24 protein-coding genes are annotated in these 23977 nt (G+C 71.0%); 14 read left to right on the top strand and 10 right to left on the bottom strand.

Features of this window, described 5'->3' with window-relative positions:
- Nucleotides 1-431 (bottom strand): GNAT family N-acetyltransferase (locus tag VGZ32_RS17495; protein WP_326887134.1); only part of this gene is annotated, 431 nt, incomplete at its 3' end.
- 53 nt (nucleotides 432-484) lie between these two features.
- Here VGZ32_RS17495 and VGZ32_RS17490 point away from each other — a divergent pair.
- The 7 genes from VGZ32_RS17490 to VGZ32_RS17460 all read left to right on the top strand — a co-directional run bounded on the left by VGZ32_RS17490 (nucleotide 485) and on the right by VGZ32_RS17460 (nucleotide 8948).
- Complete coding sequence (locus VGZ32_RS17490) at nucleotides 485-1699, top strand: helix-turn-helix domain-containing protein (RefSeq protein WP_326887133.1); 1215 nt, start codon at nucleotides 485-487, stop codon at nucleotides 1697-1699.
- An 80-nt stretch (nucleotides 1700-1779) separates the two neighbouring features.
- Complete coding sequence (locus tag VGZ32_RS17485; RefSeq protein ID WP_326887132.1) at nucleotides 1780-2982, top strand: acyltransferase domain-containing protein; 1203 nt, start codon at nucleotides 1780-1782, stop codon at nucleotides 2980-2982.
- A 2-nt stretch (nucleotides 2983-2984) separates the two neighbouring features.
- On the top strand, nucleotides 2985-3989 hold the full coding sequence (locus VGZ32_RS17480) for a beta-ketoacyl-ACP synthase III (protein ID WP_326887131.1): 1005 nt from the start codon (nucleotides 2985-2987) through the stop codon (nucleotides 3987-3989).
- An 85-nt stretch (nucleotides 3990-4074) separates the two neighbouring features.
- Nucleotides 4075-4326, top strand: coding sequence for an acyl carrier protein (locus VGZ32_RS17475; RefSeq protein WP_326887130.1), 252 nt, complete (start codon nucleotides 4075-4077; stop codon nucleotides 4324-4326).
- A 114-nt stretch (nucleotides 4327-4440) separates the two neighbouring features.
- Nucleotides 4441-5721 (top strand): beta-ketoacyl-ACP synthase II, encoded by a 1281-nt coding sequence (gene fabF / locus VGZ32_RS17470; RefSeq protein ID WP_326887127.1) that lies wholly within the window; start codon nucleotides 4441-4443, stop codon nucleotides 5719-5721.
- Nucleotides 5722-5744: 23 nt separating this feature from the next.
- On the top strand, nucleotides 5745-7181 hold the full coding sequence (locus VGZ32_RS17465) for an acyl-CoA carboxylase subunit beta (protein ID WP_326887126.1): 1437 nt from the start codon (nucleotides 5745-5747) through the stop codon (nucleotides 7179-7181).
- A 255-nt stretch (nucleotides 7182-7436) separates the two neighbouring features.
- The gene (locus VGZ32_RS17460; protein ID WP_326887125.1) at nucleotides 7437-8948 is read left to right on the top strand and encodes a hypothetical protein; all 1512 of its coding nucleotides are present in this window, start codon (nucleotides 7437-7439) and stop codon (nucleotides 8946-8948) included.
- A gap of 27 nt (nucleotides 8949-8975) precedes the next feature.
- Here VGZ32_RS17460 and VGZ32_RS17455 read toward each other — a convergent pair whose 3' ends face one another.
- Nucleotides 8976-9611 carry a L,D-transpeptidase gene (locus tag VGZ32_RS17455; RefSeq protein WP_326887124.1) on the bottom strand — a complete coding sequence of 212 codons (636 nt, stop codon included), beginning with the start codon at nucleotides 9609-9611 and terminating at the stop codon, nucleotides 8976-8978.
- Nucleotides 9612-9729: 118 nt separating this feature from the next.
- Nucleotides 9730-10347, bottom strand: coding sequence for a histidine phosphatase family protein (locus tag VGZ32_RS17450; RefSeq protein WP_326887123.1), 618 nt, complete (start codon nucleotides 10345-10347; stop codon nucleotides 9730-9732).
- 37 nt (nucleotides 10348-10384) lie between these two features.
- Here VGZ32_RS17450 and VGZ32_RS17445 point away from each other — a divergent pair, with 37 nt between their 5' ends.
- Nucleotides 10385-11053 carry a class I SAM-dependent methyltransferase gene (locus VGZ32_RS17445; protein WP_326887122.1) on the top strand — a complete coding sequence of 223 codons (669 nt, stop codon included), beginning with the start codon at nucleotides 10385-10387 and terminating at the stop codon, nucleotides 11051-11053.
- On the opposite strand, the gene VGZ32_RS17440 is transcribed toward VGZ32_RS17445, so the two are convergent.
- The 3 genes from VGZ32_RS17440 to VGZ32_RS17430 form a co-directional block, all read right to left on the bottom strand.
- Entirely contained in the window at nucleotides 11043-11894 is an 852-nt protein-coding gene (locus tag VGZ32_RS17440; protein ID WP_326887121.1) for an SAM-dependent methyltransferase, read from the bottom strand. The two genes, VGZ32_RS17445 and VGZ32_RS17440, sit on opposite strands and share 11 nt — an antisense overlap.
- A 232-nt stretch (nucleotides 11895-12126) precedes the next feature.
- Nucleotides 12127-12366, bottom strand: a complete 240-nt coding sequence (locus VGZ32_RS17435; RefSeq protein ID WP_326887120.1) for a DUF397 domain-containing protein — start codon at nucleotides 12364-12366, stop codon at nucleotides 12127-12129.
- Nucleotides 12367-13313: 947 nt separating this feature from the next.
- On the bottom strand, nucleotides 13314-13763 hold the full coding sequence (locus tag VGZ32_RS17430; RefSeq protein WP_326887119.1) for an ATP-binding protein: 450 nt from the start codon (nucleotides 13761-13763) through the stop codon (nucleotides 13314-13316).
- A 435-nt stretch (nucleotides 13764-14198) separates the two neighbouring features.
- Here VGZ32_RS17430 and VGZ32_RS17425 point away from each other — a divergent pair, with 435 nt between their 5' ends.
- Entirely contained in the window at nucleotides 14199-15050 is an 852-nt protein-coding gene (locus VGZ32_RS17425; protein ID WP_326887118.1) for a DUF5753 domain-containing protein, read from the top strand.
- 41 nt (nucleotides 15051-15091) lie between these two features.
- On the opposite strand, the gene VGZ32_RS17420 is transcribed toward VGZ32_RS17425, so the two are convergent.
- The 4 genes from VGZ32_RS17420 to VGZ32_RS17405 all read right to left on the bottom strand — a co-directional run bounded on the left by VGZ32_RS17420 (nucleotide 15092) and on the right by VGZ32_RS17405 (nucleotide 18947).
- Complete coding sequence (locus tag VGZ32_RS17420) at nucleotides 15092-16183, bottom strand: prenyltransferase (protein ID WP_326887117.1); 1092 nt, start codon at nucleotides 16181-16183, stop codon at nucleotides 15092-15094.
- On the bottom strand, nucleotides 16180-16893 hold the full coding sequence (locus VGZ32_RS17415; protein ID WP_326887116.1) for a class I SAM-dependent methyltransferase: 714 nt from the start codon (nucleotides 16891-16893) through the stop codon (nucleotides 16180-16182). Before VGZ32_RS17415 ends, VGZ32_RS17420 begins: the two co-directional genes overlap by 4 nt.
- A complete protein-coding gene (locus tag VGZ32_RS17410; RefSeq protein ID WP_349263639.1) occupies nucleotides 16887-18203 on the bottom strand; it encodes a glycosyltransferase family 4 protein in 1317 nt (438 codons plus the stop codon). The genes VGZ32_RS17415 and VGZ32_RS17410 overlap by 7 nt, the downstream gene beginning before the upstream one ends.
- A gap of 249 nt (nucleotides 18204-18452) precedes the next feature.
- Nucleotides 18453-18947 (bottom strand): MarR family winged helix-turn-helix transcriptional regulator, encoded by a 495-nt coding sequence (locus VGZ32_RS17405; protein WP_326887114.1) that lies wholly within the window; start codon nucleotides 18945-18947, stop codon nucleotides 18453-18455.
- 163 nt (nucleotides 18948-19110) lie between these two features.
- Between VGZ32_RS17405 and VGZ32_RS17400 the strand changes: the two genes are divergently transcribed.
- The 5 genes from VGZ32_RS17400 to VGZ32_RS17380 all read left to right on the top strand — a co-directional run.
- Complete coding sequence (locus VGZ32_RS17400; protein WP_326887113.1) at nucleotides 19111-20637, top strand: MFS transporter; 1527 nt, start codon at nucleotides 19111-19113, stop codon at nucleotides 20635-20637.
- 265 nt (nucleotides 20638-20902) lie between these two features.
- Nucleotides 20903-21985 carry a Zn-dependent alcohol dehydrogenase gene (locus VGZ32_RS17395; RefSeq protein ID WP_326887112.1) on the top strand — a complete coding sequence of 361 codons (1083 nt, stop codon included), beginning with the start codon at nucleotides 20903-20905 and terminating at the stop codon, nucleotides 21983-21985.
- A gap of 122 nt (nucleotides 21986-22107) precedes the next feature.
- Entirely contained in the window at nucleotides 22108-22986 is an 879-nt protein-coding gene (locus tag VGZ32_RS17390; RefSeq protein WP_326887111.1) for a Nif3-like dinuclear metal center hexameric protein, read from the top strand.
- A gap of 66 nt (nucleotides 22987-23052) precedes the next feature.
- The gene (locus tag VGZ32_RS17385) at nucleotides 23053-23793 is read left to right on the top strand and encodes a zinc ribbon domain-containing protein (protein WP_326887110.1); all 741 of its coding nucleotides are present in this window, start codon (nucleotides 23053-23055) and stop codon (nucleotides 23791-23793) included.
- 5 nt (nucleotides 23794-23798) lie between these two features.
- Nucleotides 23799-23977: reverse transcriptase-like protein (locus tag VGZ32_RS17380; protein WP_349263638.1), on the top strand; the 179-nt coding region annotated here is incomplete at its 3' end.

The following is a 23977-nucleotide window of genomic DNA, read 5'->3' as shown; positions in this document are numbered from 1 at the left end:
CCCAGCTTCCGCGCCGCATCCAAGCAGGCGAGCATCGTCGCCCGGCCATAGCCGCGCCCGCGCACCTCTTCGGCGACCACCAGGTCGTAGACGTACGCCTCCACCTTGACAGCCCGCATCCGCAGCACCAGCCACAGGACGCCGACGGGCTGCTCCGTCGCCTCGTCGCGCACCGTGAACAGCAACTGGTCCGGTGTCGCCAGACCGTCCGGGAGCAGCTGCGCATGGTCGGCTCGGGACAGCTCCACCGCTTCGTGCGGCTCCCAGTCGCCCGAGAGCACCTTCTGGTGCGCGTACTCGCGGATCGCCGGCTCCAGATAGCGGCCGAACTCCGCCGCCGTCATCGGGTCGAGCCGCACCCGCGGCCGGGCCGGCTCGCCCGTCGGGGCGACGGGCTCCCTCACGCTTGCCGCTTCCACTTCCTCTTCCACCCGCAAGACCGTACCCGGTCGCGCGGCGTGCCAAAGTAGAGCCTGTGACGGAAATGAGCGAGCCGAGCCAGAAACGGACCGCGTCCGCCACGCGGCGGGCGAGTGCCAGCCGGTCGGCCACGGTACGCCGCCTCGAGAAGGCCACCGGGTCCCTGGCCAACGCGGCCATCGGGCGGATGGAACAAAAGTTCGCCTGGTACCGCAACATGCCGCCGGAGAACCGCTCGTGGGTCGGGCTCGTCGCGCAGGCCGGGATCGCCGCCTTCACCGAGTGGTACCGCCACCCCGACCAGCGGGCCGCCGTCTCCGCCGACGTCTTCGGCACCGCGCCGCGCGAGCTGACCAGGGCCGTCACCCTCCAGCAGACCGTGCAGATGGTGCGCACCACCATAGAAGTGGTCGAGGACCGCATCCCCGAACTGGCCGAGAACGAGGAAGAAGAGCACATGCTGCGCGAGGGCATGCTGCGCTACTCCCGGGAGATCGCCTTCGCCACCGCCCAGGTCTACGCGCAGGCCGCCGAGCTGCGCGGCGCCTGGGACGCCCGGCTCGAGGCCCTGGTCGTGGACGCGCTGCTGCGCGGCGAGGCGGACGACGCGGTCCGCTCCCGCGCCGCCGCGCTCGGCTGGGGCGCCCACAGCGACATCGTGGTCATCGTCGGCACCGCCCCCCAGGACGACGCCGAGGCGGTGGTCGACGCGATGCACCGGGCCGGCCGGCACGCCAAGCTGGCCGTGCTCGCCGGGGTGCAGGGCGACCGGCTGATCGCGATCGTCGGCGGCGTGGACGGCGACCCGCCCGCCGCCGTGCGCCCACTGGCCGGGCAGTTCGGCGCCGGGCCCGTCGTGGTCGGCCCGATCGTCAGCGACCTGACGGCCGCCTCCCGGTCCGCCGGCGCCGCGCTGTCCGGACTGCACGCCTGCGCGGCCTGGCCGGACGCCCCGCGCCCGGTGTCCGCCGACGACCTGCTGCCCGAGCGGGCGCTGGCCGGGGACGAGGTCGCGCGCATCGTGCTGGTGGAGGAGATCTACAGGCCGCTGGCCGAAGCCGGGTCGGCGCTGCTCGAGACATTGTCGGTTTATCTGGAGCAGGCCGCATCCCTCGAGGCCGCCGCGCGGATCCTCTTCGTGCACCCGAACACCGTGCGCTACCGGCTTAGACGGGTGACCGACATCACAGGCTTGACGCCCGCTCAGGCGCGCTCCGCTTTCACGCTCCAAGTGGCGCTCGTGCTGGGACGACTCGCCGAGCCCGCCAAGCCTTTGTAGGATTCCTACAAGATCGCGGGTTGCATCTTCGTCGCTGTGCCCAGCGCCATCCGGGGGGCGGTTCCCCGGAAGATGGAAGGGTGCTCGTACTCGTCGCTCCCGGCCAAGGGGCCCAGTCCCCCGGCTTCCTCGCGCCCTGGCTCGACCTGCCCGGCGTAGCCGACCGCCTCGCCTGGTGGTCCGCCGTGGCCGACCTCGACCTGGTGCACTACGGCACCGAGGCGGACGCCGACACCATCCGGGACACCGCGATCGCGCAGCCGCTTCTCGTCGCCTCTGGAGTGGTCGCCGCCCTCGCCCTCTTCCCGCACCCCGCCGAGGCCTACCGCGTCGTGGGCGCCGCCGCCGGGCACTCGGTCGGCGAGCTGACCGCCGCGGCCGGCACCGGCGCGATCACCGTCGAATCGGCCATGACGCTGGTGCGCGAGCGCGGCCGGGCGATGGCCGAGGCCGCCGCGGTCACCGAGACCTCGATGACCGCGATCCTGGGCGGCGACCGCGACGAGGTGCTGGCGAAGATCGCCGAGTACGGCCTGACCGCCGCGAACGACAACGGCGCCGGACAGATCGTCGCCGCCGGCACCGTCGAGCAGCTGGCCGCCTTCCACGCCGATCCGCCCGCGAAGGCCCGGCTGCGCGCGCTGTCCGTGGCCGGGGCGTTCCACACCAAGCACATGGACTCCGCGGTGGACCGGATGGCGCTGCTCGCCCGCGGCGTCCCGGCCCGCGACCCGCGCATCCCGTACATCTCCAACCGCGACGGCGCCGTGGTGCACTCCGGCCGCGAGCTCGTCGAGCGACTGGTACAGCAGGTCGCGAGCCCGGTGCGGTGGGATCTGTGCATGCAGACGATGGGCGAGCTCGGGGTGACCGGCGTGCTCGAGGTGCCGCCGGCCGGCACGCTGACCGGCTTGGTCAAGCGGGCGCTGCCGGGCGTGGAGACCTTCGCCCTCAAGACCCCGGACGACCTCGACGCCGCGCGCGCCTTCGTGGCCCGGCACGGTGTCGCCGGCCACTCGATGGCCAACTCCCCGACCTGGCGCCTGATCGTCGCCCCGTTCTCCGGCACCGTGCGCGTCGGCGTTCCCGGCGGCGACCCGATCGAGCCCGGCACGCAGCTGGCTCCGGGCACCGAGGTCTGCGCCGTGGTCTCGCGCCGCGCCGAGCAGACCCTCGTCGCCGAGCACGGCGGCACCGTCCTCGAATGGCTCGTCGAGGACGGCGACCCGGTCGCCCCCGGCCAGCCGCTGCTGCGCATCCACCCGAAGGGCGAGGCCCACTGACCATGTCGAAGACGATCCAGTCGCCCGCCGGCGCGGAGCACGCCCGCATCCTCGGCACCGGCGGATACCGCCCCTCCCGGGTCATCACCAACGAGCAGATCTGCCAGGTGATCGACTCCACCGACGAGTGGATCCGCTCCCGCACCGGCATCGAGGAGCGGCGCTGGGCCACCGCCGAGGAGACCGTCGGCGTCATGTCGATCGCCGCGGCCGGCAAGGCGCTGGCCGCCGCCGGGGTGGAGGCCGAGCAGCTCGGCTGTGTGATCATCTCCACGGTCACCCACCTGTCGCAGACCCCGTCGCTCGCCGCGGACGTGGCCAACCAGCTCGGCGCGGTGAACGCCGCCGCCTTCGACATCTCGGCCGCGTGCGCCGGCTTCTGCCACGGCCTGGCCCTCGCCCAGGACATGGTCCGCGGCGGCTCGGCCGAATACGTGCTCGTCATCGGCGTCGAGCGGCTCTCCGACCTGACCGACATGAACGACCGCTCCACCGCCTTCATCTTCGGCGACGGTGCGGGCGCGGCCGTGGTCGGGCCGTCGCAGACCCCGGGCATCGGCCCGGTGGTGTGGGGCGCGGACGGCTCGCAGTACGACGCGATCGGCCAGACCTTCGACTGGAGCCGGCTGCGCGACGAGCCGGACGCCGGCTTCCCGGCGCTGCGGATGTCCGGCCAGCAGGTCTTCCGCTGGGCCTCGTACCAGATGGTGCCGGTCGCCAAGAAGGCGCTCGAGCGGGCCGGCATCACCGCGGACGACCTGGACGCCTTCATCCCGCATCAGGCCAACAACCGCATCACCGACGCGATGATCAAGGCCCTGAAGCTGCCCGCGCACGTGCCCGTGGCCCGCGACATCGCCAAGACCGGCAACACGTCGGCCGCCTCCATCCCGCTGGCGATGGAGCGCATGCTCGAGGAGGGCGAGGCCCCGCACGGGGGTGTCGCGCTGCTGATCGGATTCGGAGCGGGTCTCGTGTATGCCGCGCAGGTCGTGGTCCTGCCGTGAATGTACTCTGCCCTAGGTTCCGAACCCGGTAGGGCCGTCCGGCCCGCACCGCCCCCCATCCCAGAAACCGAGAAGGGTCTACCCCATGGCACTGAGCCAGGATGAGGTTCTCACCGGCCTCGCCGAGATCGTGAACGAAGTCGCCGGCGTCGAGGTCGAGGACGTCCAGCTGGACAAGTCGTTCATCGGCGACCTCGACGTCGACTCGCTCAGCATGGTCGAGGTCGTCGTCGCCGCCGAGGAGAAGTTCGACGTCAAGATCCCGGACGACGAGGTCAAGAACCTCGCGACGGTCGGCGACGCGGTCAGCTACATCCTCACCCACGCCGAGTCGTGACCCGCCGCCGAGTGCTCGGTCCGTGCCGCGGCCCCGCGGCCGCGGGCGGTGCCGGGCACTCGCGGCGCTTCGGCCCGACATCCTCGCTACTCCTTGAGAAGGTGGCCATCTAAAGTGTCGTCAGCGTCAACTCAGCACTCGGCATCCCGCCGGGCCGTGGTCGTCACCGGGCTCGGCGCCACCACGCCGCTCGGCGGCGACGTGGCCTCGTCGTGGCAGGCTCTGCTCGCCGGGCGCTCCGGAGTCCGCGCGCTGACCGAGGAGTGGGCCGCGGACCTGCCCGTGCGCATCGCCGCCCGGGTCGCGGTCGAGCCGAGCGAGGTGATGAAGCCGGTGGAGCGCCGCCGGCTGGACCGCTCGGCCCAGTTCGCCCTGATCGCCGCCCGCGAGGCCTGGAAGGACGCCGGGCTCGAGGGCGTCGAGGTCGACCCGGACCGGCTCGGCGTGGTCGTCGGTTCGGGCATCGGCGGCGTGATCACGCTGCTCGACTCGTACGACGTGCTCAAGGCCAAGGGCGCGCGGCAGGTCTCCCCGCGCACCGTCCCCATGCTCATGCCGAACAGTCCGGCCGCGTACGTCGGGCTGGAGTTCGGCGCCCGGGCGGGCGTGCACACCCCCGTCTCCGCCTGTGCCACCGGCTCCGAGGCGATCGGCTACGCGCTGGAGATGATCCGCAGCGGCCGCGCCGACATCGTGGTGGCCGGCGGCACCGAGGCCCCGATCCACCCGCTGCCCATCGCCGGATTCGCGAACATGATGGCGATGTCGAAGAACAACGAGGAGCCGGAGCGCGCCTCCCGGCCGTACGACAAGGCCCGCGACGGGTTCGTGCTGGGCGAGGGCGCCGGGATCGTGGTGCTGGAGTCGGCCGAGCACGCCGCCGCCCGCGGCGCCCGCGTGTACGCCGAGCTCGCCGCCGTCGGCCTGTCCGCCGACTCGCACGACATCGCGCAGCCGGAGCCGACCGGACGCGGCATCAGCGCGGCGCTGCGGCACGCGCTGGACGACGGCGGGATCGCGCCCGGCCAGATCGTGCACCTCAACGCGCACGCCACCTCGACGCCGCTCGGCGACGTCGCGGAGCTGGCCGCGCTGCGCACCGCGCTCGGGGACGCGGCCGAGAAGGTCGCGATCTCCAGCACCAAGTCGATGACCGGGCACCTGCTCGGCGGCGCGGGCGGGGTCGAGACGGTGTTCGCGGTGCTGGCGCTGTACGAGCTGATCGCCCCGCCGACCGCCAACCTCGACGACCTCGACGACGAGGTCACCCTCGACATCGTGCGCCGCGAGCCGCGTCCGCTGCCGGCCGAGACCGCCGACGGGCCGGCCGTGGTGCTCAACAACTCCTTCGGGTTCGGCGGCCACAACGTGGTGCTCGCGCTGCGCCGGGTCTGACCACTGATTGCAGGAGGCTGACGATGACCGCGACCACCGAGGCGCCAGCGGCCGCGGCGACGAAGCCGGCCAAGCCCTCGCGCGCCGACGATCCGCGCAACCCGCTCAAGCGGCTGGCCAGGCTTTTCGACGGCGGCGCGTACGAGTTGCTGACCCCGTTCGACGGCTCCGGTTTCGTGGCTGCCCAGGGCTTGGTGGGCGGCGCCCGCGCGGTGTCCTACGCGTCCGACCCGACGATCCAGGGCGGGGCGATGGGCTACGAGGGCTGCAAGGCGATCCTCGTCGCGTACGAGAAGGCGCTGGCCGACGAGGTGCCGGTGATCGGGCTCTACCACTCCGGCGGCGCGCGGCTGGCCGAGGGTGTGCTCTCGCTGCACGCGGTCGGCCAGGTCTTCGCGATCATGACCCGGGCCTCCGGCAAGATCCCGCAGATCTCCGTGGTGCTCGGACCGGCCGCCGGCGGCGCCGCGTACGGCCCGGCGCTCACCGACATCGTGATCCTCGGCCCGGCCGGGCGGGTGTTCGTCACCGGGCCCGACGTGGTGCGGTCGGTCACCGGCGAGGCCGTGGACATGGACCGGCTCGGCGGCGCCGAGCCGCACGGCCGGCGCTCCGGCGTGGTGCACGTGATCACGCACACCGACGACGAGGCGTTCGCCAGCGCGCGGCGGCTGACCTCGCTGCTGGGCGAGCAGGGCGTGATGGACCTCGACTCGCTCGAGGAGCGGGACCTGGCCGGGCTGCTGCCGGAGTCGCCGAAACGCGCCTACGACGTGCACCCGCTGGTGAACGGCGTGCTGGACGAGCCGGGCGTGGAGCTGCACCCCAAGTGGGCGCCGAACATCGTGACCACGCTGGGCCGCTTCGGCGGGCGCACGGTCGGCGTCATCGCGAACAACCCGCTGCGGCTGGGCGGCTGCCTGGACTCGACGTCGGCGGAGAAGGCCTCGCGGTTCGTGCGCATGTGCGACGCGTTCGGCGTGCCGTTGGTGGTCCTGGTCGACGTGCCGGGGTACCTGCCCGGGGTGGGCCAGGAGTGGGACGGCGTCGTGCGCCGCGGCGCCAAGCTGCTGCACGCGTTCGCCGAGGCCGTCGTCCCGCGGGTGACCCTGGTGACGCGTAAGACCTACGGCGGCGCCTACATCGCGATGAACTCGCGCTCGCTCGGCGCCACGCGGGTCTTCGCCTGGCCGACCGCAGAGCTGGCGGTCATGGGCCCGGTGGCGGCGGTGCGCATCCTGCACCGGCGCAAACTGGCCGAGGTCTCCGAAGACCTGCGCCCGCAGCTGGAGCTGGAGCTGGCCGCGGAGCACGAGAAGATGGCCGGCGGCCTGAAGAAGGCGATCGACATCGGCGTCGTGGACGAGGTGGTCGAGCCCTCCGCGACCCGCCGCGCGCTGGCCGCCGCGATCGTGGCCGCGCCGCAGTTGCGCGGTCAGCACGGCAACATCCCGCTCTGAGCGGCCATCGGTAGACAACACTTTTCCGCCCTCGGGCCGGCTCCGTTCGTCGCGGAGCCGGCCCGAGGGCGTTCAGTGCCTGCTTCGCTGCCGTGTCAGTGAAGAGCGGCGATCCCTCGATCGAGTGAACATGCGGGCATCTGATGGGATATTCCCGGTCGTACCCTGGACAAAAGGTGGCGTCCCGGTGACGCCATCGGGTATGTACCTATCGAGTCGGAAGGATCATGTCCGCGGCGGAGGGAGGGATGCGCGGTGTGGATCGGTTACCGGTCGGTGTTCGGCGTCGATTGGAAGGAGGCCAACCGCGGCCCCGAGATCGCCGCTGACCGGTTCGCCACGTGGCTCGCCCGCGAGGGCTTCGAGCCCGGCTTCCCGGCCGGCGACGACTGCGGGCCCGGACGCTTCCGGGTCGGCGCGGGCGCCGTGCTCACCACGACCGAGGCCGCCGAGCCGGGCCGGTTCAAAGCGGTGCGTTACCGGCTGAAGGAGGCGCCGCGCGCGGGGGTGCACTGGTACACCTCGCTCACCTTCGTCTCGCTCTCCCGCCGCCCGGACAAGGAGCTGCGCGAGCACGGCTACTTCCTCATCGAGGTCTCGGCCCGCGGCTCCGATCCGGCCGCGCACATAGACGTCCGGGTGCGCACTCCCGACCTGACCGGCCTGCTCCTGGACTCGGTGACCGCGACCGACGGCCCGGCGCGGCTGACCACCTGCCCGCAGCCGATGGGCGTGCGGGACGTGGACGATCTGATCAACGTGCTCTGTGATCCTGGGCGACGGATGCCCGCGGTGGTGGCCGTTCCCGGCGACGGTGATAAGACCGCCCTGTGGCGGGAGAAGTTCAGCGAGGCGACCCGGTACCTGCACGGGATCGCCTCGCTTTATCTTCTGGACGAGGAAGCCGGGCGCAAGCTCAACAACGAGTTCGAATACCACTGGACCACCGCCGCGCTGCGCACCTTCCACCCGCTGGTGGATCCGGCCTCGCGTGAGGACGGCGAGCGGCACCCGGTGCTCAAGGGCGAGCGGCTCGAGTACGAGATGGACGCGGTGCAGGCGATCCTGACCCACCGCATCCGGGCCGCGACCGCCGCCGCCCCGCTGCCCGAGCCGCTGGTCGGCGTGGGCGACGCGCTGTTCCGGGCCAACGAGGAGCAGCGGGCGTGCGCCGCGGAGAACCGGCGGCTGGCCGGCGTGCAGGTGCCCGACTACGTCCCGGCGGGGCGGGTGGCCGAGCGCGCCGCGGAGGCGGCCGGGTCCGCCGAACCGGAACAGAGCCCGTTCGACCTGCTCATCGAGTCCTTCGGCGACTTCCCCAACCTCCTGATCACCGCGGAGGAGGGGCCGATGCGCCAGCTGGGCCAGCACAAGGACGCGGCGACCTTCGCGGCCAAGGCCCGCGAGGCGCTCTCGGCGCTCGACGCGTACGTGGCGGCCCGGCGCGCGGGCACCTGGGACGGCGGCGGGTTCCGCAGCTACTGCGAGGACTCCCGGCACGGCGGCCGGATCTACTCGGCGACCCAGGTGGCCGCGCTGGAGTCGGACACGGTGCGGCAGGACCCGAGGATGGCGCAGCAGCGGCGCTTCCGCGTGCCGAGGGCGGTCGCGGAGTCCGGATACGCCGAGTTCTGGGCGCATATCAAGATCGGGAACTCCGGCCAGGTCGCGCCCCGGCTGCACTACCTCGACGACACCAACGGTCCCACCGCCGCAGTCATCGTCGGCTACCTAGGGCACCACCTGAAGAACACCAAGTCGAGCTGAGCCCTGACGCCGCCGTCGGGAGCCTTCTCAGCGCACGACCTGGACCTCGTCGCCGATCTGCAGGAAGTCGTACACCTCCTGCGCGAAGGTCGAGGAGACGTGTACACATCCGTGGGACATGACGTACACCGAGTCCTCGTGGAACGCTTCGCCGCCGTCGAAGAAGACCGACCAAGGCATCGGCGCGTTGTTGTAGATGGTGGAGTGCCACATGCGGTTCTTGCGATACACGTGGAAGGTGCCGAGCTCGGTGCCGTAGCCCGGCCGCCCGGTGGCCACCCTGATCGGGCCGATGACGATGTGGCCGTCGTGCACAAACCACGCCTCCTGCCTCGACAGGGAGACGCAGGCGACTGCGGCCGCGGAGCACGGATCGGGGGAGGGGGCGGCGGAGCGTGGAGTCGGGCTGGCCGGTGTAGGCGTGCTCGTCTTCGTCACCGGCGGGGCTACGGCGGGTGCGCTCGTCTTCGGCGTCGAAGTGCTCGGAGACGGCGCGGGGGTGCTGGTGTTCGGGCTCGGCGACGCCGAGGAGGGCGCGGGCGCCGTGAGCGCCTTTGCGGCGGCCACCGGACTTGTGTGCGCCGCGGCTGCGCATCCGCCGACAGCGCCCGCGACTGCGAGGGCTGCGCCGCTGACGACCGCGGCGCGGGCTATCGAGAACATCTGGTTTCCCCCGGCTCGAAATCGGCTCTGCATCATCGGGTTTCTCATCCCTGGGACGACGCGAACAGGGGGTTGGTTGCGGGAATATCCAGTCGTTATCCGCGCGGCGGCTCGTTCGTTATTCGCGCAGGATCTCGTTCCACAGGGTGAGCACCGGGCGGCCGTGTTCGAAGCCGAGCCGCGAGACGGAGGCGGTGTCGAGTTGGAACAGCGCGCCGTCGCCGGGCGGCTGCCCCAGCCAGCGGGCGGCCAGGATCCGCAGGACGTGTCCGTGGGCGACCAGGGCGACGTCTCCGTCGAGCGCCGTCTCGGAATCGGGGGCGACCAGCGGCAGCACCCGCGCGATCACCCGGTCGCAGCGCGCGCCCACCTGCTCGACCGTCTCGCCGGGGAAGCGGTCGGGATCGCCCGGGATCACCCCGTCGGTCCACAGGTTCCAGCCGGGCCGGTCGCGCTGGATGTCGTGGGTGGTGACGCCCTCGTAGCCGCCGTAGTCCCATTCCCACAGGTCCGGGTCGGTGCCCTGGAGCGGCAGCCCAGCCAGTTCCGCGGTGCGCCGCGCCCGTTCGGCCGGGCTGGACCACGCCGCGCTGATCTTGCGTCCGCCGAGCAGCGCCGCCGCCTCGCGCGCCTGCCGCTCGCCCTCCCGGGTCAGCGGCAGGTCAGTACGGCCGGTATGGCGCCCGTCCAGGGACCACTCGGTCTGACCGTGCCGCAGCAGAACGATCTCTCCCATGCGGGCCACGCTAGCGCAGCCTGGCAATATGGGCCCCATGAGTCGGACGATCGAGATCGACACGCGGGCGTGGACCGCGTTCACCGAGGCCACCGGGTTCATGCCCGATGACGAGGCCCGCGCCCTGTACGCGGCCGCCCTGGACGGTGCCGAGGTCGGCCCGCTGCTCGAGGTCGGAACGTACCTCGGTAAATCGGCCATCCTGTTGGCGGCCGCGGCTCGGGCGCGCGGGCGAAAGCTGATCACCGTGGACCACCACCGCGGCTCAGAGGAGCACCAGCGGGGGTGGGAGTACCACGATCCGGGCCTGGTCGACCCGGAATCAGGCCTGATCGACACCCTGCCCGGGGCGCGGCGGACGCTGGCGGCGGCCGGGGTCGAGCGCGACGTCGTCCTCATCGTCGGCCGCTCGTCCGAGGTGGCCGGGCTCTGGAGCACCCCGCTCGGATTCGTGTTCGTCGACGGCGGCCACACCGACGAGGCGGCGCAGGCCGACTATGAGGGCTGGGCCCGATTCGTCGCGCCGGGCGGGCTGCTCGCCATCCACGACGTGTTCCCGGATCCGGCCGACGGCGGCCAGGCGCCGTACCGCATCTACCTGCGCGCGCTCGAATCAGGTGGCTTCGCCGAAGACGCCGCGCTGTCCGGGGTCGGCTCGTTGCGGGTTCTGCGTCGAATCGCCGCCGCTGCTCCGGCTACTGCTTGAGGATCACGCCGCCGATCGCCGCGGTGCGCTCGGCCAGGTCCGGGCCCGGGCCGGTGCCGTCCGGGTGCCAGTCGGTGATCGGGACCAGTCCGGGGTCGATGAAGTGGTAGCCGGCGACGAGTTCCTGCACGTGTTCGGCGGTGCGCGGGGTCAGCTCGATCTCGTCCTGCGCCAGGGCCTCGTCGAGGGCGTTGTTGACCTCTTCCGATTCGACCTCGGTGACGTGGAAGAGCGCCGCCATACTGCCCGCCGACACCTTGTCGAGCAGGAAGTCCAGCGCGCGCCTGGCCCGCCGGTCGTTGGCGATGTAGTCGAGCATCCCGAACAGCAGCAGTCCGACCGGCTCGCGAAAGTCCAGCCGGTCGGCGATCTGCGGGCTGGACATGATCTTCTCCGGGTCGCGGAAGTTGCCGCCGATCACGGTGACGGGCGGGCCGGGCCGGCCGACCAGCAGGGCCCTGGCGTGCGCCAGGGAGATCGGGTCGTCGGCCACGTAGATGAACGTGCGGGTGTCCGGGGCCCGCTCGCTGGCCGCCTGGTCGTTGCTGTTGGCGATGGTGATCGCCGAGCCCATCTGGAGGAACTGCCGTATGCCGGACTCGGCGAGCCTCTGCACCGCGCGCCGGGTGAACGACTCGACCGCGCGCACCGTGATGACGGTGTCCGGCCGGGCCTTGACCAGCTGCTCGGCGGCGTCCCGGTCGGCCTGGAAGTGGTCCTTGCCGCCGACCAGGTAGTTGTACATCCGGTTGGGATGCGGCATGGAGGTGTCGATCCGCGGGGGGCTCCAGTCGGCGGGGTACTCCAGACCCTCGTCCCACGGTGACTGTCCGCCGGCCATACTCGGCCCTCCCCGATCTGCCGCGTTCAACTTCAGATCTCTGCGAAACCGGCCCGGACCGGCCATCCCGTAAAGGGTACGCCGTATCGCATCTGGCGGTAGTCCACTTTGCACGATCGCACGGGTCCATGTATCTCGCCAATGGCGTCACCTGGCCCGCGGCGGGCGGATCCGCAGGTACGGCCGGCCCCGGGGGAGCGGGGCCGGCCCGTCGTGCAGTACGGCTGAAGGATCAGCCGAGGTCGTCGAACTCGCCGTCCTTCGCCCCGGCGAGCAGGGCGCTGATCTCGGCGCGCGTGTACACCAGCGCGGGACCGTGGGGGAACCGCGAGTTGCGCACGGCGACGGAGCCGTCCGGCAGGGCGGCCAGTTCGACGCAGTTGCCCTGGGAGTTGCTGTGGCTGCTCTTGCGCCAGGCGTTCTCGGCCACGTAGCCGGCTGGCATTCCGTTATAGGGGGTGGAGATCGTCATGATTGGCTCCCGGTATTTCCGGCTCTTCACGGTTCGTCATGGCTAGATGGCGGCTGTAGATCGTGCGATGGGGAAAGGCGCCTCGTCGCGCGATCTTTCGCCGCCGCTATGGCGAACCGTCAAGAGCGTGTTTTTGCCTGCGGGATGGGACCCGCAACGGCCGGGGCCGCGCTGTGTCCTGTGGTGCCGGGTACTCGCTCTGGGGGTGCAGCGCGGTCTTCCGGGCGGGGCGGGTGGTTCAACGGCCGCCGGGGACTGCGACGACCAGGGCGGATCCCCGGCACGGATGGCTGGAGGTGCCCTCGTCGGCGCTACGGCCGCCGATGCAGACGATACTGCGGATGCGAGTGCTGATGCACGTGCATTCGCAAAGAATCTTTGATGACTTTTGCTCGGTGGTGAAAGGGGAGTGCGCCAGGGCGTGGCAGCGAGGCCCACGAGACGGTAGAAGCGCGTGAGGCACACCGTAGCGCGTGCGAGTACCGGAACGGCGCGTATGGAAGTCAACGAGCTCGCTCGAAAGAGTGACGGGAGAAGGGAATCCGAGCTCGGCGCCCTTATGGGAGGTCTGACGCGGCACGTGAGCTGCTCGTCGGATCTCTCCGCGCTGTGGACACCCGACGGTGCATCAGAGGTGGAGTTGCCGGGCGGACTACCCGTCAGACTGCCCGTTGCGCGTCGCGGGCATACGCTCGGAAATCATCCGACGACGCGTCAGGGATGACACTGCTGCCCGAGCTACTCGTTCGGATTCTGTGTGGTGCGTGTTGTGCGGCTTGGCCGCGGTCTGCGATCACCAACGGCGCGGAGGGCCAATGCGGGCCGCTCCCACGCGAACAATCCATCAGACTCTGCGTGGCGCATGTTGCGCGGCGCGGCCGCGCGGATCCCTCTGCTACGCGAGCAAATGCACCGCGGCCAAACAGCGAGGGCGGGCCGACCGTGCCTCAGTCGAGGTCGAACTCGGCCCACACGACCTTGCCGTGCGGCTCGTAACTCCAGCCCCACGACGCGGAGACCGCTTGGACGAGCAGCAGACCACGACCCGACTCGGCGGTCTCGGTGGCCTGTTCGGGGGCGGGCGGAAGAGCGCTGCCGTCCGAGACCCGGCACACCAGGCTGTCTCCCCGGCGCAACAGCTCGAGCCGGATACCGCCCTGGCGGTTGGACCGGGCGTGCAACAGCGCGTTGGTGATCAGCTCGGAGACCACCAGATCGACGTCGTCGACCAGCGCGGGCAGTCCCCACTGTGTCAGCACGGTTGCGGCGAACCTGCGCGCAAGGCGAGCGGATTCCGGCACGGCGGGCAGATCTGTGCCGGTGGCGCGGTCCGCGGCCGGGCCGGTTCCGGCCTGCGCGTGAGCCGCTTCATGAGGCATTGATGTGGTGATGGACATGGCGGCGTCCGTGGGGTCGAGGCGGATGAGGCGACGACTGTGCTGGTGGTGCGACCTGCAGGGCTAACACGTGGGTGTTACTCCGATCGATCGCGAGGGCTGTGGGCCGACCGGCGTGTATCAGCTTTCGCCTATCCAGCGGAATTGGCAAGAGCTGATGCAACTGCAAACGTAGCGCATGCCGATGCACTTGCATCGTAGCGCCCCGTGACGTCGTGTCACGCCGTGTTGTCCGAAGAAGAGGTGTGACTGCTTCAATTCTCTGCCTCCTGATGGCAGACTTGCTGGACATCGGGCGTCCCTCCGGGCGTCTGCGACGCCGGGCGAGGCGTCGCGCACGACGCCACCAGGGGCGGGAAAAGAGTCTTGGCGAGCGAGAGGCGCCGCGCGGACGCAGCGCCAGGGCGACTGCGACCGGGTGGGGAGAGGGAGCGGATGGAAGGCGTCGGCGACAGCTCGACGGTGCGCCGGATCCTTCTCGGCTCGCTGCTGCGCCGGCTGCGGGAGTCCAAGGGCATCGCGATGCGCGAGGCCGGCTATCACATCCGCGCCACGGAATCGAAGATCAGCCGCCTCGAGACCGGGAAGGTCTCCTTCAAGGAACGCGACGTCGCCGACCTGCTGACCTTCTACGGCGTGCTCGACGAGAAGGAGCGCGACCAGGTCCTGGACCTGGTGCGCGAGGCGAACACCCTGGGCTGGTGGCACAGCTTCGGCGAGGTCCTACCGCCCTGGTTCGAGGCCTACGTCGGGCTGGAGTCGGCCGCTTCGGTGGTGCGGACCTATGAGGTGCAGTTCGTCCCCGGCCTGTTGCAGTGCCCGGAGTACGTCAGCGCCGTGGTCTCGGCCAACCGGACACTGACCACCGCGGAGCTGAGCCGCCGCATCGAGCTGCGGATGCGCCGGCAGGAGACGCTCGAGCGGGAGAACGGGCCCGTGCTGTGGGTTGTGCTCGACGAGGCCGCGCTGCGCCGCCCGATAGGCGGCTCGGAGGTGATGCGCACTCAGATCCGCTACCTGATCGAGCAGGCGGGCCGGCCGAACGTGACCATCCAGCTGCTGCCGTACTCGGTCGGCGCGCACGCGGCGGAGGGCGGCGCGTTCACCCTGCTGCGCTTTGCCGAGGCGGATCTGCCCGACGTGGTCTACCTGGAACACCTCACCGGCGCGCAGTACATCGAGAAGCCCGACGAGGTCGAGCAGTACGCGCGGGCGATGGACCGGATCTCGGTCGACGCGCTGCACCCCGATGCCACAATCAACGCGCTCGAGTCGCTGCTCAAGTAGGCGCCGCAGACGCTGTGTAGGCGCCCTGTCGATCCTTAGCTTCAGCCGCGCAGCGACACGCACCGCTCTGCCGCGCATTCGGTCGTGAGTACCGCAGGCAGACCGTCTCCGCCGAACACAGTGCACGTGGCCGGCTCGCCGCCGAGGGCGCCGAGGGCCAGCAGCACCGCGCCGGCCGTCCACGAGGTCTTCTCCTCCGGCCAGATCGCGTCGTCGGCGAACACGTACCCGGTCCAGAACATGCCGTCCTCGTCATCCCGTAGGTGCGCGACGATGTCCTTCATCAGCTCGCGTGCCTGAGGGACCCGGCCGGTCGCCCACAGCGCGATCGCCAGTTCGCACGTCTCCCCGCCAGTGACCCAGGGGTGGTCGTCGACGCACCGCACCCCGAAGCCGGGATAGACGAACCGATCCCAGTCGGCGCCGATCCGCTCGTGCGCCGCGAGGCCACGCACAGCCGTGCCGAGGACCGGGTAGTACCAGTCCATCGAGTAGCGGTCCTTAGGTATGAACCGGTCAGGGTGGGCGCGGACCGCGTGGCCGAGCTCCGCCGCCGCGAGTTCCCAGCCCGGCTGTGGCTCACCGAGCTCCGCGGCCGCCGCGATCGCGCAGCGCAGCGCCTGGTACATCGAGCTGGAACCGGTCAGCAGCGCCTCGTCGGTGTCCGGGTGCCACCGGATCGCGCCGTCCGAACGTTGGTGCTGAAGCACGAACTCGATCGCGCCGACCACGATGGGCCAGAGCGCTTTGAGCGATTGCCGGTCACCCGTGGCGAGATAGCGGTGATAAGCACCGACGGCTATGTACGCGGTGAAGTTGGTGTCCCGGATCGGATCGATCACGCGTTCGGATACGTCACCTATATATATGTCGCTATCGGAGTAGTAGGCATGCCACGAGCCGTCAGCGTTCTGTGCGGAGGCGAGCCAGTCGTACGCCCGCTGCGCCGCCGCATGCTCTCCGGCGGCGTCGAGCGCCATCGCGGCCTCGACGTGGTCCCAGGGGTCGAGCTTGTTGCCGTGGAACCAGGGGATCGCCCCGTCCGGGCGCTGGATCGCCCGTATTGCGGCCACCGTGCGCGCGATCTGATCAGGCGTCAGAACTCCGGCGGCGGCCAGGTGCGCGGCCGTCATGCGCGCTTCGTCGCGTAGACGACCAGGCTCTTGCCGAGGACGGGGTTGAGCAGCGCCTCGCCGACCCGGGTCGGCTTGGGCGCCTTCATGATGTCCCAGACCAACATCTTGTGATACAAGCGCACCGGCGCCGCCTGCTCGTTGTCGACCCCCACCGCGCACTTGATCCACCAATACGGGGAGTGTAGGGCGTGCGCATGGTGCGTCGCATAGGGGGCGAGCTTCACCTCACGCAGCCGCTCGAGGACCTCACTGCGCCGGTAAATGCGGATGTGACCGCCTTCGACCTCGTGGTACGCGTCCGACAGGGTCCAGCAGACCTTCTCCGGAAACCAGCGCGGCACGGTCACCGCGATCCGGCCGCCGGGCTTGAGGACGCGCTCGAGCTCGGCGAACACCCGGGCGTCATCGTGCAGGTGTTCGAGCACTTCGGCGGCCACGACGACGTCGAAGGAGGCGTCGGGGAAGGGCAGGCGATACGCGTCGCCGCGCACCGCCGTCGCGGTTGCGCCGTCCGGTACCTCGCCAGCCTCACGCATCGCCGCGAACATCTCGCCGACCGATTCGACCTCGGACATCGAGTAGTCGAGGGCGACGACGTGCGCGCCCTTGCGCAACAGGGCGAAGGCGTGCCTCCCGCCGCCGCAGCCCAGGTCCAGCGCCCGGTCACCCGGACTGATCGGGAAGCGGTCGAAGTCGACGGTCAGCAAGGCACGATCCCCTCGGCCGGTTGGGACGCCGCCCGGTCCGGACCGGCGTTGTCGCATGCTGCGATGCGTGCACGGTACCGGTCCGCCGTCGCGGCCGCAGCGGCGCGCCAGGTGAACCGCCGGACGGCCCGCTCGCGCCCCGCCGCGCCGAGCCGTTCGCGCAGCGCGGGGTCGCCCAGGAGCCGGATCAGGGCGGCGGCCAGGGCTGGGGCCTCTCCCGGAGGCACGGCCAGCGTCGTCTCCCCGTCCGCGCCGGCCACCTCGGGGATCGCGCCGCCGGTGGTGGAGACCAGCGGCAGCCCGACGGCCATCGCCTCGATCGCGGGCAGCGAGAAACCCTCGTAGAGCGACGGCACGCAGGCGATCTCGGCCGAGCGCAGCAGGCCGACGAGCTCGTCTTCGCTCAGCCCGGACCGGAAGTCGATGTACGGCGCCAGCCCGAAGCGGTCGATGGTGCGCGCGACCGGACCGTCCGGCTTGGTCTTGCCGATGACCACCAGTTCGGCGTGGTCGTGCTCGGCGCGCACCTTGGCGAGCGCCTCGACGAGCACGGCCAGGCCCTTGAGCGGCGTGTCCGCGCTGGCGGTGGTGACGATCCGTCCCGGCACCTTGGGAACCGCGGGGGACGGAGAGAACCGCTCGACGTCCGTGCCGATCGGGATCGCTGTGATCCGCTCCGGCGCGACGCCGAAATAGTGCGCGATCTGGTCGGCGGAGGAGGACGAGACCGTGATGATCTCCGGTATCCGGTGGGCGACCCGCTCCTGCATCCGGATGAACCCGTACCAGCGACGCAGGGTGATGTGGCGCAGGCCGGTGGCCGCGGCGAGCTCCAGGGCGCGGTCCACCTGGACCGGGTGGTGGATCGTGGCGAGCGTCGGGAGGCCCAGCTTCGGCAGCTTGAGCAGGCCGCGCCCGAGGCACTGGTTGTCGTGGACGACGTCGAAGTCGGCCCGGCGGGTCGCCAGATGCCGGGCGGCGCGCAGGGCGAAGGTGGCCGGTTCGGGGAAGCCCGCCGTCCACATGATGAGCACCTCGAGGACGTCGATTAGGTCGCGGTACTCGCGGGGGCGGGGAGTGCGAAAGGGGTCCGGCTGGCGGTACAGGTCGAGGCTCGGCAGCGGGGTGAAGGCGACGCCGGGATCGAGGATCGGATAGGGCTGCCCGGCGAACACCTCGACGCGGTGGCCCAACGCGACCAGCTCGCGGGAAAGGTTGCGAATGTAGACGCCTTGTCCGCCGGAATACGGGTTGCCGCGGTAACTCAGCAGCGCGATACGTAACGAGGAGGCGCTGAACTGCGCATTCATGCCACGTCCGGCGTCGGACGGCACGCCGTGACCCACGTCCGACTCCCTGGTGCCCGCTGCGAATGGTGAATGTTACTACGCGCGCACATGCTACCAGGCGGTAACAAACGGGCGGCGGCTCCGCGCCTGGCAGAGGGCGGGGAGGTGGTGACGGCGGCGCAGGCCGTCGCTGGCCGCTGCGTCCGCGTCGAATGAGCGTGGGACACGTGCATAGGCGCGGCGAGCTACGGGCGCTGAGCTCGTGTCCGGCTACTCGGCGCCCTGCCCGGCTCTCTCCGGCTGCACGGCCGTCGCGCCGAGCTTCGCTGCGGCCTCGAGCACGGACGGGTCGTCAGCCGAGATGCGGCGCATCAGGTCGCGCAGCGTCAGCCGCTCCTGCGGACTGAGCGCGGCCAGCGGTTCGGCGGCGAAGTCGAGCGCCGACCACACCTTCGCGCTGAGCTCCGCGCCCTCCTCGGTGACGGTGATCAGCTTGACCCGCCGGTCGGTCGGGCTCGCCTCGCGGGTGACCAGGCCACGCGCGGCCAGCCGGTCCACCAGTCCGGTGATGTTCGACGGCTCGCACTTGAGCATCGAGGCGATCTGGTTCATCGGCACGGGCCGGTCGGCGACGATGGCGAGCAGCCTCGCCTGCACACCGGTCAGGTCCTGGGCCGCGGCGGCGTCGTCGTATTCGCCGTAGAAGCGGGTAGACATGCCGGCGATCAGCGAGAGCACTTCCCGGGTGACTGGATCGCGGCGCATGGAACCATGCTACCTGAAAGGTTAAGGAGATGAAATATTTGACTGCCAGGAGGTTCCAGGGCATGGTTACTTCAGTAACTTAACTATCCTGCTTATGAACGACCTGTGGCGATGAGGCCACGCGGGCGTTCGGCCCAGACCACACGCACAGGAGTTCGCCGCCATGTCCCACCAGAACGGGCATCCCGCCCGCGACCTGCATCCCCGCCCGGGGGCGCTGCTCGGCGCCCTCACCCTGGCCATGCTCGCCTTCTCCGTCGTGCAGACCAGCATCGTGCCGATCCTGCCGGACCTGGCCGGCCAGTTCCGCACCAGCACGAGCAACATCGCCTGGATGATGACCGCGAACCTGCTGGCCGCGGCAGTGTTCACGCCGCTGCTCGGCCGGATCGGCGATCTGCGCGGACGCAAGCCGATGCTGCTGCTCTCCATCGCCGGCGTCGTGGCGGGCTCGCTGCTCGCGGTGCTCGGCGGCAGCTTCCTCACCGTGCTGGTCGGCCGGGTGCTTATGGGCCTGGGCGGCGGTGTGCTGCCGCTGTCCATCGCGATCGTGCGTGACGAGCTGCCGCGCGAGAAGGTCACCGGCGGCGTCGCGCTCGTCTCCGCCTCCCTCGGCGTCGGCTCGGGTCTCGGCTTGGTCGCCACTGGACTGGTCATGCAGCACGGCGGTTACCGGGACGTCTTCGCGATGGGGCTCGGGATCGCCGCGCTCGCCTTCGTCGCCGTCCTGTTCGCGGTGCGCAAGGACCCGGTGGTGGACCGCGCCGGGGGCGCCGACCCGCTCGGTGCGCTGCTGCTGGCCGGCTGGCTGGTCACCCTGCTGCTCGCGGTGAGCGAGGGCTCCCGGTGGGGATGGGGCGCCACCTCGATCGTCGCGCTGTTCGCGTCGGCGGCCGTGCTGCTGGGCGTCTGGGTCCTGGTCGAGCTGAAGACCACGCACCCGCTGGTGGACGTCAGAATGCTGGCCAAGCCGGTGGTCGCGGTGACGAACCTGTCCGCGATGCTGATCGGCTTCGCCATGTACGCCTCCTTCGCTCTGCTGTCCGACTTCACCCAGACCCCGTCGGCGGTCGGCTACGGCTTCGGTGCGACCGTGCTGCACGCCGGGATCCTGCTGCTGCCGTCCGCGATCGGCTCCTTCCTGGGCGCGCCGATCGGGGCACGGCTGATCGGGCGGTTCGGGCCGAGGGTGCCGATGGTCGCGGGCGGCCTGCTGACCGGTCTGGCGCTGCTCTCGCTGGCGCCGTGGCACGGGACGCAGACGGACGTGTACGCAGCGAGCGGTGTGATGGGTCTCGGGATCGGCTTGGCGTACGCCGCGATGCCCGCGTTCATCAACGGTGCCGTGCCGGTCGAGCAGTCCGGCGTCGCCAACGGCATGAACGCGGTGCTGCGGACGGTCGGCGGTGCGGTGGGCACCGCGGTCGCGACCGCGCTCCTGACCGGCAATGTCATCCCGCAGGCGCTGCTGGCGCACACTCCGCTGGCCGGGCACGAGCTGCCGACCGTGACCGCCTACCACACCGCGTTCATCGTCGCCGGCGCGCTCGGGCTGGGCGCGGCCGTCGTGCCTCTGCTGCTGCGGGTGCGCAAGAGCGCCGCCGCCTCGACCGTCCGTGAAGCCGGGGCGACCGCCGAGACCGAGGTCGAGCTGGAGCCGATCGTTCTGCGTGAGCCCGAGCTGGTCTAACTAAGACGACCGGTCGTTTCAAATCGGACGGGATGTGGCGGCCCATCTGAATCGAGACGACCGGTCGTTCTATTCCGGCCAGGACTGATGGGCGTCTGAATCGAGACGACCGGTCGTTTTGGGCCGACCGGGACGTTGCAGGCCATCCGAGTTGAGACGACCGGTCGTCTTACAAACGAAGTCATCGCTAGCGAATCGCTCCCCATGGCCACGCGGCCATGGGGGAGCGATTCCGTGTTGGGGAGACGCCATTAGAGTGACTGGCATGCGAGCTGCGATGGTGCGGAAGGCGGGGCAGGAACGCACCGAGATCCGGGGCGACGTGGGCACGCGTCCGGTCGGTCCCAGCGACGTGCGGATTCAGATCAAGGCTGCCGGAGTCTGCCACTCGGACCTGTCGGCGATGGCCGGGATCCTGCCTAATAAAAAGCCGTTTGTGCTCGGGCACGAGGGCGCCGGTGTGCTCGCCGAGGTCGGCGCCGACGTTCCGGACCGATTGCGAGTCGGCGGACGCGTCATCGTGTGCTGGGTCCCGCCGTGCGGCATCTGCCCTGCATGCCTGGCGGGCGAGGCCAACCTCTGCGCCGAACTGTTCGTTCCGACGGCACTGACCGCGAACTTCACCATCGGCGACGAGAGCGCGTACGGGATGTGTGGCACCGGCACGTTCGCTGAGGAGCTCGTGGTGCCCTGGCAGTGTGCCGTCCCGATCCCCGATGACGTGCCCTTCGACATCGCAGCGCTGATCGGATGCGGCGTGACCACGGGCGTCGGCGCGGTACTCAACACCGCACGTGTGGTGCCCGGGTCGAGCGTCGCCGTGATCGGATGTGGCGGCGTCGGCATCGCGGCGATTCAGGGCGCTCGGGTCGCCGGTGCGGCCGAGATCGTGGCCATCGACCCGAGCGAGGAGAAGCGCGCGTCCGTCGAGCGGTTCGGCGCGACGCACGCTACCGATCCGGAGGGCGCCGCCGAGATAACCGCCCGTCTTACGGATGGCCGGGGCTTCGACTACGTCTTCGAGTGCGTCGGGCGCGGCGAGACGGTGCGACAGGCATACAAGCTGACCAGGCGTGGCGGCGCCGTGGTCGTGGTCGGCGCGGGCAACCGATCCGACACGGTGAGCTTCTCGATGGCGGAGCTCTTCCTGGACAACAAGCGCATCCTGACCTCGTTCTACGGCGGCGGGGATCCGCGGACGGACTTCGCCCGGCTGATCCGGCTGTGGCGGGCCGGGCGGCTCGATCTCGAGGGGATGGTCACGGCGCGGCTGCCTATCGAGCGGGTGGACGAGGCGCTGGACCTCATGCGGGCCGGCGCGGCGATCCGCACGGTGCTCGAAATCTGACTGCGCCCGGACGCCGACCGCGCCGCGACGGGTGGCTCCGGAAACACAAGGCTCTGATTTGGGGCGTAGTTTGTCCGCTCCGCTCCGGATAATCGCGGCGGCCTCGATATAGCCTTGCGGGTATGCCGACGCTCGCCGAGGTGGTTCGCATCCTCGACTCCGTATACGACCCGCGCTGGGCCGAGCCGTGGGACGCCGTCGGCCTGGTCTGCGGCGACCCGGCTGCCGAGGTCGGCAGAGTGCTCTTCGCCGTCGATCCGGTCGAGGCCGTCGTCGACGAGGCCGTCGCGTGGGGCGCCGATCTGCTGGTCACCCACCATCCGCTGCTGCTCAAGCCGGTGAACGGAGTCGCCGCCACCACGTTCAAGGGTCGCGCGGTGCACCAGCTGATCACCCACGGCGTCGCGCTGCTGACCGCGCACACCAACGCCGACGTCGCCGACCCCGGCGTATCCGACGCGCTCGCCCGCGCCCTCGGGCTCACCGTTGTCGGACCGCTTCTGCCCCGGCCGGACGCCCCGGCTCGCGGGCTCGGTCGGCTCGCCGTGCTGCCCGAGGCGGAACCGCTGCGCGCATTCGCCACCCGCGTGGCCTCGTCGCTGCCTGCCACGAGCGCCGGGGTGCGCGTCGCCGGGGATCCCGACCGGTCGATCCGGCTCGTCGCGGTGTGCGGCGGGGCGGGCGACGACCGGGAGCTGCTGGCCGCGGTACGCGCGGCCGGCGCCGACGCGTACGTGACTGCGGATCTTCGGCACCACCCGGCGTCCGAGGCGATCGAGGCCGGACGTTTCGGCGCCGCGGACGCCGGACCCGCGCTGGTGGACGTCGCGCACTGGGCCACCGAGTGGCCGTGGCTGTCCGACGCCGCCGCGCTGCTCACGACCTCGCTCGACGGGATGGGGCCGGACGGGGCGGCCGGGCGCGGTACGGTGGAGGTCCGCGTCTCCACGCTGGTCACCGACCCGTGGACGCTCCACACGCGGCAGAAGTACGACCACTGAGATTCTTAGCGCAGGTGCACACCGCCGGGCGACCGGCACGACGCCATGATTGGGGAGAAAACGCCGGTGAACGCGGAGCCCGCCGACCAGCTGCGGCTGCTCGACCTGCAGGCGCTCGACTCGAAGCTGGGCCAGCTGGCGCACCGCCGCCGCACCCTGCCGCAGCTGTCCGAGGTCGCGGCGCTGGAAACGCGGGCGAGCCAGCTTCGCGACCTGGTCGTGGCCGCCGCGACGGCGGAATCCGACCTGGCCCGCGAGCAGAAGAAGGCCGAGGCGGACGTTGACCAGGTGCGCGCCCGCGCCGAACGAGACCGCAAGCTCCTGGACTCCGGGTCGACCGGAGCGAAGGAGCTGTCCGGGCTGCAGAGCGAGCTGGAGTCGCTGGCCAAGCGGCAGTCAGACCTCGAGGACATCGTGCTCGACGTGATGGAGCGCACCGAGTCCGCGGCGGCGCGCACCGCCGAGCTCACCAAGCAGCGTGACGCCGCTGAGGTCGAGCGGGGGAACAAGGCCGCGGCGCTGGCCGTCGAGGTGGACGGCATCGACAAGGACGTGGCGTTCACGAAGCAGCAGCGCGACACGCTCGCCGGGCAGGTCCCGGCCGACCTGCTGGCGCTCTACGAGAAAATCCGCGGCCAGTACGGCGGGATAGGGGCGGCGGCGATCAAGCAGCGGCGCTGCGAAGGTTGTCGGCTGGAGCTCGACATTTCCGAGATCAACGCGATCAAGGCCGCGGCGCCGGACGCCGTGCTCCGCCATGACGCGTGCCGCCGGATCCTGGTGCGGACGAAGGAATCGGGGCTGTAAGGCACGTGCGTACCCTGATCATCGAGGCCGACGGCGCGTCGCGGGGGAACCCAGGGGAGGCCTCCTACGGCGCGGTGGTGCGCGACGCTGACACCGGCGAACTGCTCGCGGAGCTGGCGGAGTACCTGGGCCGGGCGACGAACAACGTGGCCGAGTACCGGGGCGTGATCGCAGGGCTCGAAGC

Origin of the sequence: Actinocrinis sp. (assembly GCF_035938995.1) — a bacterium.
In the GTDB taxonomy this organism is placed as follows: domain Bacteria; phylum Actinomycetota; class Actinomycetes; order Streptomycetales; family Catenulisporaceae; genus DASZGI01.
The sequence above is the reverse complement of the archived record's forward strand: the minus strand, read 5'-3'. Positions and strand labels throughout refer to the sequence as shown.